Source organism: Halomonas rhizosphaerae (assembly GCF_030012485.1).
Taxonomy (GTDB): Bacteria; Pseudomonadota; Gammaproteobacteria; order Pseudomonadales; family Halomonadaceae; genus Halomonas; species Halomonas rhizosphaerae.
This window is the reverse complement of sequence record NZ_JASCQQ010000039.1, coordinates 189,811-201,762: the sequence shown is the minus strand read 5'-3', so window position 1 is coordinate 201,762 and position 11,952 is coordinate 189,811. Positions and strand designations below refer to the sequence as shown.

8 protein-coding genes and 2 tRNA genes are annotated in these 11,952 nt (G+C 64.8%); 9 read left to right on the top strand and 1 reads right to left on the bottom strand.

Annotated features, from left to right (window positions below):
* Positions 1 to 37 precede the first annotated feature (37 nt).
* Together QLQ86_RS19485 and QLQ86_RS19480 are read left to right on the top strand one after the other, a co-directional pair.
* A tRNA-Ala gene (locus QLQ86_RS19485) sits at positions 38 to 113 on the top strand.
* 22 nt (positions 114 to 135) lie between these two features.
* Positions 136 to 211 (top strand) — tRNA-Glu (locus tag QLQ86_RS19480).
* A 517-nt stretch (positions 212 to 728) separates the two neighbouring features.
* Here the strand turns inward: QLQ86_RS19480 and gltA are convergent.
* Entirely contained in the window at positions 729 to 2,015 is a 1,287-nt protein-coding gene (gltA, locus tag QLQ86_RS19475; protein ID WP_282736986.1) for a citrate synthase, read from the bottom strand.
* Between the two features lie 446 nt (positions 2,016 to 2,461).
* Here gltA and sdhC point away from each other — a divergent pair, with 446 nt between their 5' ends.
* From sdhC to lpdA, 7 genes are all read left to right on the top strand, one after another.
* Positions 2,462 to 2,839: a succinate dehydrogenase, cytochrome b556 subunit gene (sdhC, locus tag QLQ86_RS19470; RefSeq protein WP_282736987.1), complete on the top strand. Its 378-nt coding sequence runs from the start codon at positions 2,462 to 2,464 to the stop codon at positions 2,837 to 2,839.
* Complete coding sequence (sdhD, locus tag QLQ86_RS19465) at positions 2,833 to 3,180, top strand: succinate dehydrogenase, hydrophobic membrane anchor protein (RefSeq protein ID WP_106230151.1); 348 nt, start codon at positions 2,833 to 2,835, stop codon at positions 3,178 to 3,180. Before sdhC ends, sdhD begins: the two co-directional genes overlap by 7 nt.
* 3 nt (positions 3,181 to 3,183) lie before the next feature.
* Entirely contained in the window at positions 3,184 to 4,956 is a 1,773-nt protein-coding gene (gene sdhA / locus QLQ86_RS19460) for a succinate dehydrogenase flavoprotein subunit (protein ID WP_282818102.1), read from the top strand.
* Positions 4,957 to 4,968: 12 nt separating this feature from the next.
* Positions 4,969 to 5,679, top strand: a complete 711-nt coding sequence (locus QLQ86_RS19455) for a succinate dehydrogenase iron-sulfur subunit (RefSeq protein ID WP_282736989.1) — start codon at positions 4,969 to 4,971, stop codon at positions 5,677 to 5,679.
* A gap of 222 nt (positions 5,680 to 5,901) precedes the next feature.
* Positions 5,902 to 8,730, top strand: coding sequence for a 2-oxoglutarate dehydrogenase E1 component (locus QLQ86_RS19450; RefSeq protein ID WP_282736990.1), 2,829 nt, complete (start codon positions 5,902 to 5,904; stop codon positions 8,728 to 8,730).
* Between the two features lie 41 nt (positions 8,731 to 8,771).
* Positions 8,772 to 10,343 (top strand): 2-oxoglutarate dehydrogenase complex dihydrolipoyllysine-residue succinyltransferase, encoded by a 1,572-nt coding sequence (gene odhB / locus QLQ86_RS19445; protein ID WP_282736991.1) that lies wholly within the window; start codon positions 8,772 to 8,774, stop codon positions 10,341 to 10,343.
* A 49-nt stretch (positions 10,344 to 10,392) separates the two neighbouring features.
* A complete protein-coding gene (gene lpdA, locus QLQ86_RS19440) occupies positions 10,393 to 11,832 on the top strand; it encodes a dihydrolipoyl dehydrogenase (RefSeq protein ID WP_282736992.1) in 1,440 nt (479 codons plus the stop codon).
* Positions 11,833 to 11,952 lie beyond the last annotated feature (120 nt).

The window sequence follows — 11,952 nt, the reverse complement described above, 5'->3', positions numbered from 1 at the left end:
GCTTATCAGTAACATACGCCCCGTCTTCGAGAGATACGGGGCCTTAGCTCAGCTGGGAGAGCGCGACACTGGCAGTGTCGAGGTCAGCGGTTCGATCCCGCTAGGCTCCACCACTTCTCGCATCGAGGATGCTGCGTCCCATTCGTCTAGTGGTCCAGGACACCGCCCTTTCACGGCGGTAACAGGGGTTCGAACCCCCTATGGGACGCCACCTTCTACCGCTCTACCTTCCTAATGCTTTTTCATTATCAGCCGGCCAGTTCGCTCGCCGGGTGCTTCGCCGTGTCCGGGCGGCCCGCCGCTGCGGCCCTGGCATCCGAGGCGATATCGGCTTGACATCCCCCTTGACTTGTCCACTTTCCCGCGCACCCCGGGTCGACCTGTGCACAGTCTCGCCCCGAACCCGCATGGTTGCTGGCCTCCTGGATTTACCCTTTTATTTCAATGAGTTACAATAGATCAAAAATTGATCAATCTAAGCCGGCCCCGCTTCTCATGGCGATTCTGCGACCTTTTCGAGAGGTTTTGAACAGGCTTATCCACAGAATGTGTGGAAAACGGGCGGTGCCGCGGAGGAGGGCGTTTCCGTAATAAAGTCAACCTGAATAAATGAAGATTCTAGTTCTCCGGTACTAAGTCGCTAAGGGGGTCGACGTGGCCCGCAAACGCGGAAGGCCGCCCGAGGGCGGCCTTCCTGGTGGTGTCGGCGTGCGCGCCGCCGTGCCGGCTTACTTGGCGGGGTAGTCGCGCTGGGCGTGGCCGGTGTAGAGCTGGCGCGGCCGACCGATCTTGTAGCTGTCGCTGAGCATCTCGTTCCAGTGGGAGATCCAGCCGATGGTGCGGGACACGGCGAAGATCACCGTGAACATGTTCTTGGGGATGCCCATGGCCTTGAGGATGATGCCGGAGTAGAAGTCGACGTTGGGGTAGAGCTTGCGCTCGATGAAGTACTCGTCCTCCAGGGCGATCTGCTCCAGGCGCTTGGCGATCTTCAGCTGCGGGTCGTCGGCCAGGCCCAACTCGGCGAGGACCTCGTCGCAGGTCTCCTTCATCACCTTGGCGCGTGGGTCGAAGTTGCGGTAGACGCGGTGACCGAAGCCCATCAGCTTGAACGGGTCGTCCTTGTCCTTGGCCTTGTCGACGAAGCGCTGGATGTTCTCCTCGGAGTCGTCGCCGATCTCGTCGAGCATGTTCAGCACCGCCTCGTTGGCGCCGCCATGGGCCGGGCCCCAGAGGGCCGCGATGCCGGCGCTGATGCAGGCGAAGGGGTTGGCGCCGGTGGAGCCCGCCAGGCGCACCGTGGAGGTGGAGGCATTCTGCTCGTGGTCCGCATGCAGCATGAAGATGCGGTCCATGGCCTTGGCGTAGACCGGGTTGATCCGGTACTCCTCGCACGGGTTGCTGAACATCATGTAGAGGAAGTTCTCTGCATAGTTCAGGTCATTGCGCGGGTAGTTGAACGGCTGGCCGATGTTGTACTTGTAGGACATCGCGGCGATGGTCGGCATCTTGGCGATCAGGCGGATGGCGCTGATCTCGCGGTCCTCCTGGACATTGATGTCCAGGTGGTCATGGTAGAAGGCGGCCAGGCCACCGACCACGCCGCACAGGATCGACATCGGGTGGGCGTCGCGGCGGAAGCCCTTGAAGAAGTTGTTGATCTGGTCGTGGACCATGGTGTGGTTGCTGATCCGCGACTCGAAGTCGGCGTATTGGGCGTCGTCGGGCAGCTCGCCGAACATCAGCAGGTAGCACAGCTCGACGAAGTTGGACTCCTTCGCCAGCTGGTCGATCGGGTAGCCGCGGTGCAGCAGCACCCCCTTGCCGCCGTCGATATAGGTGATCGCCGACTGGCAGGAGGAGGTCGCCATGAAGCCGGGGTCATAGGTGAAGAGGCCTTCGGCGCCGAGGCCGCGGACGTCGATGACGTCGGGGCCCAGGGTGCCGGAGTAGATCGGCAGGTCGATCGGCTTTTCCAGACCGTCTACCGTCAATGTCGCTTTCCTGTCAGCCATGCTGGCCTCCTCTCGAGTTCATGGTGGGACGATTAAGTCGTTATTCCGCTGATGGTGCCGGCGAAAAGGTTCGCCCACTATAGAAGCGTGCCAGCGATTGTCAATTCCACCATTGTGCGGTCGGTATTGTACATTAGCTTGTTAAGTGGATGGCTTTTGTATAGGAAATGGTGCTCCGCACCATGGCGGTGCGCCACGGCCCCGGTCGACGCCTCCGGATGCCCGGGTAGACGCCGCCAGCGCCGAAAAATCGGCCTTCCACCATGGTCGAGTACGCTCTGTGTCCATTTGTCATGACAGGGCGATGTCCCTATAATCTCAGCGCGCGACTGGCAGGAACCGGTGGTCGTGTCCAACTCGGCCACGATCGTGTCCCTTCCCGAAACCACCGCCCGCTCGGGCCTTGTCCGACGACCGAACAGCGGGCCAAGAGAGTGTGTAGAGCCGTGAATAGCAAACGACCCGTAAATCTGGATCTGTCCACGATACAGTTTCCCCTTCCCGCCCTGACGTCGATCGCTCATCGCATCACCGGCGTCATCCTCTTCATCGGCCTGATCTTCGCCTTCTGGGCGCTCGACACGTCGCTCTCCTCGCCGGCAGGTTTCGCGGCCGTGAGTGACGCCTTGGCCCACAACTTGCTGGCCAAGCTGATCGCCTGGGGGCTGCTGTCCGCCCTGGCCTTCCACTTCGTGGCCGGCATCAAGCACCTGCTGATGGACATGGATATCGGCGTGACCCTCGAGGGCGGCGTCAAGAAGGCGCAGATCACCGTGGTGGTAAGCGTGGTCCTGATCATTCTGGCTGGAGTCTGGGTATGGTAACCAACATCACGAATCTCGGGCGCAGCGGTCTTTCCGACTGGCTGCTCCAGCGCGTCTCCGCCGTCATCCTGGCGCTCTACACTCTCTTCATCGTCGGCTTCCTGCTACTCAGCCCCGGCCTGGACTACGCGGCCTGGAGCGGCCTCTTCTCCGCTACCTGGATGCGCATCTTCTCGCTGCTGGCCTTCATCTCCCTGGCGGCCCACGCCTGGGTCGGCCTGTGGACCGTGACCACCGACTACCTCAAGTCGACCGGCGTACGCGTCGCCGTCCAGCTCATCATCATCCTGGCCATCTTCGTGTTCCTGGTCTGGGGCATCACCGTTCTGTGGGGAGCCTGATACATGTCCACCATGCGTAGCCTGTCTTTCGACGCCATCATCATCGGCGGGGGCGGTGCCGGCCTGCGTGCCGCCCTCGAGCTGGCCAAGTCCGGCAAGAAGACCGCCGTGCTGTCCAAGGTCTTCCCGACCCGCTCGCACACCGTCTCGGCCCAGGGCGGCATCACCTGTGCCATCGCCTCCGCGGATCCCGACGACGACTGGCGCTGGCACATGTACGACACCGTCAAGGGCGGCGACTACATCGCCGACCAGGACGCCTCCGAGTACATGTGTTCCGAGGGCCCCAAGGCGGTGTTCGAGCTCGAGCACATGGGCCTGCCGTTCTCCCGCTTCGACAACGGCCGCATCTACCAGCGCCCGTTCGGCGGCCAGTCCAAGGACTTCGGCAAGGGCGGCCAGGCGGCACGCACCTGTGCGGCCGCCGACCGCACCGGCCACGCCCTGCTGCACACGCTCTATCAGAACAACCTGAAGAACAACACCACCTTCCTCAACGAGTGGTACGCCGTCGACCTGGTCAAGAACGCCAACGGCGACGTGGTGGGCTGCATTGCCATGGACATCGAGACCGGCGAAGTGGTGCACGTCAAGTCCAAGGCTACCGTCATGGCCACCGGCGGGGCGGGGCGGATCTTCGCCTCCACCACCAATGCCCTGATCAACACCGGCGACGGCATCGGCATGGCGCTGCGTGCCGGCTTCCCGATGCAGGACATGGAGATGTGGCAGTTCCACCCGACCGGCATCTACGGCGCGGGCACCCTGGTGACCGAAGGCTGTCGCGGCGAGGGTGGTTACCTGATCAACAAGGACGGCGAGCGCTTCATGGAGCGTTATGCCCCCAACGCCAAGGACCTGGCCGGCCGCGACGTGGTCGCGCGCTCCATGGTCATGGAGATCCTCGAGGGCCGTGGCTGCGGCGAGAAGGGCGACCACGTCTTCCTCAAGCTGGATCACCTGGGCGAGGACGTCCTCGGCAAGCGCCTGCCCGGCATCGTCGAGCTCTCCAAGACCTTCGCCCACGTGGACCCGGCCAAGGAGCCGATCCCGGTCGTCCCCACCTGCCACTACATGATGGGCGGGATCCCGACCAACGTGCACGGCCAGGCGATCATGCAGGACGCCGACGGCAACGACCAGATCGTCAACGGCCTGTTCGCCTGCGGCGAGGCGGCCTGCGTGTCGGTCCACGGCGCCAACCGCCTGGGCGGCAACTCGCTGCTCGACCTGGTGGTGTTCGGCCGTGCGGCCGGCATGTTCATCGAGGGCGCGCTCAACGAGGGCATCGAGTACCTCGACGCCTCCGAGTCCGACGTCGCGTCCGCCATGAAGCGCATCACGCGCTGGAACGAGTCGGAGGGCGGCGAGACCGTTCCCGAGCTCAAGCGCGAGCTGCAGGACATCATGCAGACCTCCTTCGGCGTGTTCCGCGAGGAGAAGAACATGGTCGAGGGCGTCAAGCGCCTCGAGGAGCTGCGTGAGCGCATTGCCAACGCCTACCTGCCGGACAAGTCCAACACCTTCAACACCGCGCGCGTCGAGGCGCTGGAGCTGGACAACCTGATGGAAGTGGCCGAGGCCACCGCCATCGCGGCCCTGGAGCGCAAGGAGAGCCGTGGCGCCCACTCCCGCTACGACTACCCGGACCGCGACGACGTCAACTGGCTGAAGCACTCGCTCTACTTCCCGGCCGAGAAGCGACTGGGCAAGCGCGATGTGAACTTCGCACCCAAGACCGTCGACATGTTCGAGCCGAAAGTCCGCACCTACTAAGGGGGAGTCACGATGTCCAAGCTTCAGGTATCCCTGTACCGCTACAATCCGGAAACCGACTCCGCGCCCTACATGCAGGAGTTCCAGGTCGACACCCAGGGCCGCGACCTGATGGTGCTCGACGTCCTGCACCTGGCCAAGGAGCAGGACAATGGCCTGGCCTATCGCCGCAGCTGCCGCGAGGGCGTGTGCGGTTCCGACGGCATGAACATGAACGGCAAGAACGGCCTGGCCTGCATCACCCCGCTCTCCGAGGTGGTCAAGGGCAACAAGCTGACCCTGCGTCCGCTGCCGGGCCTGCCGGTCATTCGCGACCTGGTGGTCGACATGGGGCTGTTCTACAAGCAGTACGAGCGCATCCAGCCGTACCTGCAGAACGACGAGCCGGCGCCGGCCATCGAGCGCCTGCAGTCGCCGGAGGAGCGCGACAAGCTCGATGGCCTCTACGAGTGCATCCTGTGTGCCTGCTGCTCGACCTCCTGTCCGTCGTTCTGGTGGAACCCGGACAAGTTCGTCGGCCCGGCCGGGCTGCTGCAGTCCTACCGGTTCCTCGCCGACTCCCGTGACACCGCCACCCGCGACCGCCTGGCGGAGCTCCAGGACCCGTTCTCCGTGTTCCGCTGCCGCGGGATCATGAACTGCGTCGCGGTCTGCCCCAAGGGGCTCAACCCGACGCGGGCGATCGGCAAGATCCGCGAGATGCTGCTGGCCGATGCCACTTAAATCGTGGCGTCCAGCTTGTTATCATGTCCACCGCTCTCGGGCTGCGGCGAGAGGTCGCAGCCGAGTCCGGTGCGGAGCATGATGCATAGAGCCGGTGCCCTGGGCACCGGCTCTTGACCATGGAATTCAGGATGCCCTTCCTCCGGCAGGGCACCAGCGATGTCGATACGGTCGAGTCGTGTCGGCGCCGATACCACCCCATCAGTGCAGGGTGACCAAGAGATGCAACAAGGCATAATGGAGTTGATGTGGCGCTCCTCCCACGTGAGTGGCGGCAATGCCCACTATGTGGAAGCGCTCTACGAACAGTACCTCGATGATCCCTCCGCCGTTCCCGACGAATGGCGCCAGTACTTCGACCAGTTGCCGCGACCCGAGGGCGGGGCCAGCCACGATGTCCCGCTAGCACCGGTCCGGGAGCAGTTCTACCAGCTGGGCCGCCATCGGCGTACTGCCCAGGCCGGTGTCGACAGTGGCGAGAACAAGAAGCAGGTCAAGGTTCTCCAGCTGATCAACGCCTACCGCTTCCGCGGGCACCAGAAGGCCGACATCGACCCCCTCGGCCTGCGCAGCCCCACTCCCGTCCCTGATCTCGACCTCTCCTTCCACCAGCTCTCGAAGGCCGACCTGGACACCGAGTTCCAGACCGGTTCCTTCTTCCTGGGCATGGACAAGGCGCCGCTCAAGGAGATCGTCAGCGCCCTGGAGCAGACCTACTGCCGCTCCATCGGCTGCGAGATCATGCATATCGTCGACACCGAGGAGAAGCGCTGGCTGCAGCAGCGCTTCGAGTCGGTGCGCTCGGCCCCCAGGTTCAGTCCCGAGGTGCGCAAGCACGTGCTGGAGCGGCTGACCGCCGCCGAGGGCCTGGAGAGCTACCTGGCCTCCAAGTACCCGGGGACCAAGCGCTTCGGCCTCGAGGGTGGCGAAGCCTTCATCCCGATGATGGACGAGCTGATCCAGCGTGCCGGCGGCTACGGCACCAAGGAAGTGGTCATCGGCATGGCCCACCGCGGTCGCCTCAACCTGCTGGTCAACATCCTCGGCAAGAACCCCTCGGACCTGATCGACGAGTTCGATGGCAAGAAGGTCATCGAGCGTGGCTCGGGTGACGTCAAGTACCACCAGGGCTTCAGCTCCAACGTCATGACGCCGGGCGGTGAGGTGCACCTGGCGCTGTCGTTCAACCCCTCCCACCTGGAGATCGTCGCCCCGGTGGTCGAGGGCTCGGTGCGGGCCCGCCAGGACCGTCGGGACGACCCGGTCGGCAACAAGGTGCTGCCGATCAACGTCCACGGCGATGCGGCCTTCGCTGGCCAGGGCGTGGTCATGGAGACCTTCCAGATGTCCCAGACCCGTGCCTACAAGACCGGCGGCACGGTGCACATCGTCATCAACAACCAGGTGGGCTTCACCACCTCGCATCCCCAGGACTCGCGCTCCACCGAGTACTGCACCGACATTGCCAAGATGGTCCAGTCGCCCATCTTCCACGTCAACGGCGACGACCCCGACGCCGTGCTGCATGCCACCCAGGTGGCGCTGGACTATCGCCAGCAGTTCAATCGCGACGTGGTCATCGACCTGGTGTGCTACCGCCGCCGCGGCCACAACGAGGCCGACGAGCCCTCCGGCACCCAGCCGATGATGTACAGCAAGATCAGGGAACATCCGTCATCGCGGGCCCGCTACATCGAGCGGCTGGTCGGCGAGGGGCTGCTCAGCGACGACGACGCCAAGGCGATGATGGAGAAGTACCGCGATGACCTGATGGCCGGCAACCACGTGGCCAACGCCCTGGTGCAGAAGCCCAACAAGTCGCTGTTCGTCGACTGGACCCCCTACCTGGGCCATGAGTGGACCGGCCATGCCGACACCACCGTGGACATGAAACGTCTGCAGCGCCTCGCCGGCAGGATGTGCGAGATTCCCGACGGGATCGAGGTGCAGCGCCAGGTGGCCAAGATCTACGACGACCGGCGCAAGATGCAGGCCGGCGGCCTGGCGGTCAACTGGGGCTTCGCCGAGACCCTGGCCTACGCCACGCTGCTCGACCAGGGCCATCCGGTGCGCATCACCGGCCAGGACGTCGGTCGCGGCACCTTCTCCCACCGCCATGCGGTGGTGCACAACCAGAAGGACGGCAGTGCCTACGTGCCGCTGCAACACATGGCCGACGGCCAGCCGCGTTTCACCATCCACGACTCCTTCCTCTCGGAAGAGGCGGTGCTGGCCTTCGAGTACGGCTACGCCACGACCATGCCCAACGCCCTGATCGTCTGGGAAGCCCAGTTCGGCGACTTCTTCAACGGCGCCCAGGTGGTGGTCGACCAGTTCATCTCCTCCGGCGAGACCAAGTGGGAGCGCCTGTGTGGCCTGACCATGCTGCTGCCCCACGGCTACGAGGGGCAGGGGCCGGAGCACTCCTCGGCGCGTCTCGAGCGCTTCCTGCAGATGTGTGCCGAGCACAACATGCAGGTTTGCGTCCCGACTACCCCGGCGCAGATCTTCCACCTGCTGCGCCGCCAGGTGATCCGTCCGCTGAGAAAGCCGCTGGTGGTGATGTCGCCCAAGAGTCTGTTGCGCCACAAGTCGGCGACCTCGACCATCGAGGAGCTGGCCCATGGCGGCTTCCAGATGGTGCTGCCCGACCAGGGCAACCTCGAGGCCGGCAAGGTCGAGCGCATCATCCTCTGTGCCGGCAAGGTTTACTATGACCTGGCTAACTGGCGCGAGGAGAACGCCCGCGACGACGTGGCGATCCTGCGCATCGAGCAGCTCTACCCCTTCCCCAAGGAGGAACTGCTGGAGGCCATCAAGGACTACACCAACGTCACCGACGTGGTGTGGTGCCAGGAGGAGCCGCTCAACCAGGGCGCCTGGTATTCGAGCCAGCACCACATGCGGGCCGTGGCCGACATGCTGCGTGACGGCCTGGGCGGCAAGCTCAAGTTCGCCGGTCGCCCGGCATCCGCGGCACCCGCGGCGGGCTACATGTCCGTGCATACCGAACAGCAGCGCCAGCTGGTGGAAGACGCCTTCAACCTCTGAGGCGCCCACCGGGACGAGAGAGAACAGACAAGGGATACGACATGGCTACCGATATCAAGGCACCCACCTTTCCGGAATCCGTCGCCGAGGGCAGTGTGGCGGCCTGGCACAAGAAGCCCGGCGACAGCGTCGAGCGTGACGAGCTGATCGTCGAGATCGAGACCGACAAGGTGGTGCTAGAGGTCGTGGCCCCCGAGGCCGGCACCCTCAGCGAGGTGCTGGTGGAAGAGGGCGACACCGTGGAGTCCGAGCAGGTGCTGGGCAGGATCGGCGAGGGCAAGGCCGAAGGCGGCGACAAGCCGGCGGCCAAGAAGGATGCCAAGGCCGAGCAGAAGGCTGATGCCAAGGCCGAGAAGCAGGACGACGCCGAGGCCAAGCCGTCGGCCGGTGGCAAGACCCACGAAGTCAAGGCCCCGACCTTCCCCGAGTCGATTCAGGAAGGCACCGTGGCCAGCTGGAACAAGAAGGTCGGCGAGGCGGTCAAGCGCGACGAGGTGCTGGCCGAGATCGAGACCGACAAGGTGGTGCTCGAGGTCGTCGCCCCGGCCGACGGTGCCCTCGCCGAGATCAAGGCCGAGGAGGGCAGCCAGGTCACCTCCGAGCAGGTGCTGGCGACCTTCAGCGAAGGCGCCGGCGGCGCCGCTGCCGCGCCCAGCGAGGAGAAGGCGCCGGCCTCCGCCGACGACGGGGCGAGCGACGAGAAGGTGGGCGACAAGATCCTCGCCCCGGCCGCGCGCAAGCTGGTCGCCGAGCACGACCTCGACGTCAATGCCATCGAGGGCACCGGCAAGGGCGGCCGCATCCTCAAGGAGGACGTGCAGCGGGCAGTGAAGGAAGGCGCTGCGAAGAAGGCGGCCAAGCCGGCCGGTGGTGCCCAGGCCGCTGCCGCCGCCGCCCCGGCCGTGGAGGGCGAGCGCCCCGAGAAGCGCGTGCCGATGAGCCGCCTGCGCCAGACCATCGCCAAGCGCCTGGTCCAGGCCCAGCAGACCGCCGCCATGCTGACCACCTACAACGAAGTGGACATGGGTGCGGTGATGGATCTGCGGGCCCAGTACAAGGACACCTTCCTCAAGGCCCACGACGTCAAGCTCGGCTTCATGGGCTTCTTCGTCAAGGCGGCCAGCGAGGCCCTCAAGCGCTTCCCGGACGTCAACGCCTCCATCGATGGCACCGACATCGTCTATCACGGCTACCAGGATATCGGCGTCGCCGTCTCCACCGACCGTGGCCTGGTGGTCCCGGTGCTGCGTGACACCGACAGCATGAAGATCGCCGACGTCGAGAAGGGCATCGTCGACTTCGGCAAGCGGGCCCGTGACGGCAAGCTCGGCATCGACGAGATGCAGGGCGGTACCTTCACCATCACCAACGGCGGCATCTTCGGCTCGCTGATGTCCACGCCGATCATCAATCCGCCGCAGACCGCGATCCTGGGCATGCACAAGATCCAGGAACGTCCGATGGCGGTGAACGGCAAGGTCGAGATCCGGCCGATGATGTACCTGGCGGTCTCCTACGACCACCGCATGATCGACGGCAAGGATGCGGTACAGTTCCTGGTCACCATCAAGGAGCTGCTCGAGGATCCGGCACGCCTGCTGCTGGACATCTGAGCCACCGGACCCACTACGTTCTTCAGCGACAAGCAACGAAGGAGCCAACATGGCTGACAAGTTTGATGTGATCGTGATCGGTGCGGGCCCCGGCGGCTACGTCTCCGCCATCCGTGCCGCCCAGATGGGACTGAAGGTCGCCTGTGTCGAGAAGTGGATCGGCAAGGAAGGCAAGGTCGTACACGGCGGTACCTGCCTGAATGTGGGCTGCATCCCGTCCAAGGCGCTGCTCGAGGCCTCCCACAAGTTCGTCGAGGCCAAGCACGACTTCGCCGACATGGGCATCGAGGCGGGCGACGTCAACATGGACGTCAAGAAGATGATGGCCCGCAAGGACAAGATCGTGAAGAACCTGACCGGCGGCATCTCCGGTCTGTTCAAGGCCAACGGCGTCACGGCCATCGAGGGCACCGGCAAGGTGGTCTCCTCCAAGCAGGTCGAGGTGACCGACCAGGACGGCAAGGCGTCCACCTATGACGCCGACAACATCGTCGTTGCGGCTGGCTCCGTGCCGGTGGAGATCCCGCCGACCCCGCTGAAGGAAGGCCTGGTGGTCGATTCCACCGGCGCCCTGGAGTTCCAGGAGACCCCCAAGCGCCTGGGCGTGATCGGTGCCGGCATCATCGGCCTGGAGCTCGGCAGCGTGTGGAGCCGCCTGGGCAGCGAGGTCACCGTGCTCGAGGCCGTGGATGACTTCCTGCCCATGGTCGACGGTGCCATCGCCAAGGAGACCCAGAAGCTGCTCAAGAAGCAGGGCCTGGACATCAAGCTGGGGGCGCGGGTCACCGGCTCCGAGGTCAAGGGCGAGGAGGTGGTCGTCAAGTACACCGACGCCAAGGGCGAGCAGGAGATGACTTTCGACAAGCTGATCGTCTGTGTCGGCCGCAAGCCCTACACCCAGGGCGTGATCGCCGATGGCGTGGGTATCGAGACCGACGAGCGTGGCTTCATCCACGTCGACGACCAGTGTCGCACCAGCGTGCCGAGCGTCTACGCCATCGGCGACTGCGTGCGCGGCCCGATGCTGGCCCACAAGGCCTCGGAAGAGGGCGTGATGGTCGCCGACATCATCGCCGGCCACAAGGCCGAGATGAACTACGACGCCATCCCCAACGTCATCTACACCTTCCCGGAAGTGGCCTGGGTGGGCCTGACCGAGCAGGAGGCCAAGGCCAAGGGGATCGAGGTCAAGACGGGTGCATTCCCGTTCGCCGCCAGCGGCCGCGCCATGGCCAACAATGCCACCGAGGGCCAGGCCAAGATCATCGCCGATGCCGAGACCGACCGCGTGCTGGGCATGCATATCGTCGGCCAGCATGCCGGCGAGATGATCGCACAGGGCGTGATCGCCCTGGAATTCGGCTCCAGCGCCGAGGACCTGGCGCTGACCTGCTACGCCCACCCGACCATGTCGGAGGCGGTGCACGAGGCCGCCCTGGCGGTGGAAGGTCATGCCATCCACATGGCCAACCGCAAGAAGAAGAAGTAAGGACAACAAGCGCCACCGGCAGGTGGCGCATCGCTTCCGGCCAAGTATCGGAGGCGAACGGTGGTGACACGGCGACCGCTGCCCAGAGGCTGCGAGCCGCGTCATCGTTCGAGTCACATG

What these genes read in the sequence shown, in the direction of transcription:
- gltA (WP_282736986.1), bottom strand. Translation starts at nt 2,015, where the DNA reads ATGGCTGACAGGAAAGCGACATTGACGGTAGACGGTCTGGAAAAGCCG.
- sdhD (WP_106230151.1), top strand. Translation starts at nt 2,833, where the DNA reads ATGGTAACCAACATCACGAATCTCGGGCGCAGCGGTCTTTCCGACTGG.
- sdhA (WP_282818102.1), top strand. Translation starts at nt 3,184, where the DNA reads ATGTCCACCATGCGTAGCCTGTCTTTCGACGCCATCATCATCGGCGGG.
- QLQ86_RS19455 (WP_282736989.1), top strand. Translation starts at nt 4,969, where the DNA reads ATGTCCAAGCTTCAGGTATCCCTGTACCGCTACAATCCGGAAACCGAC.
- QLQ86_RS19450 (WP_282736990.1), top strand. Translation starts at nt 5,902, where the DNA reads ATGCAACAAGGCATAATGGAGTTGATGTGGCGCTCCTCCCACGTGAGT.
- odhB (WP_282736991.1), top strand. Translation starts at nt 8,772, where the DNA reads ATGGCTACCGATATCAAGGCACCCACCTTTCCGGAATCCGTCGCCGAG.
- lpdA (WP_282736992.1), top strand. Translation starts at nt 10,393, where the DNA reads ATGGCTGACAAGTTTGATGTGATCGTGATCGGTGCGGGCCCCGGCGGC.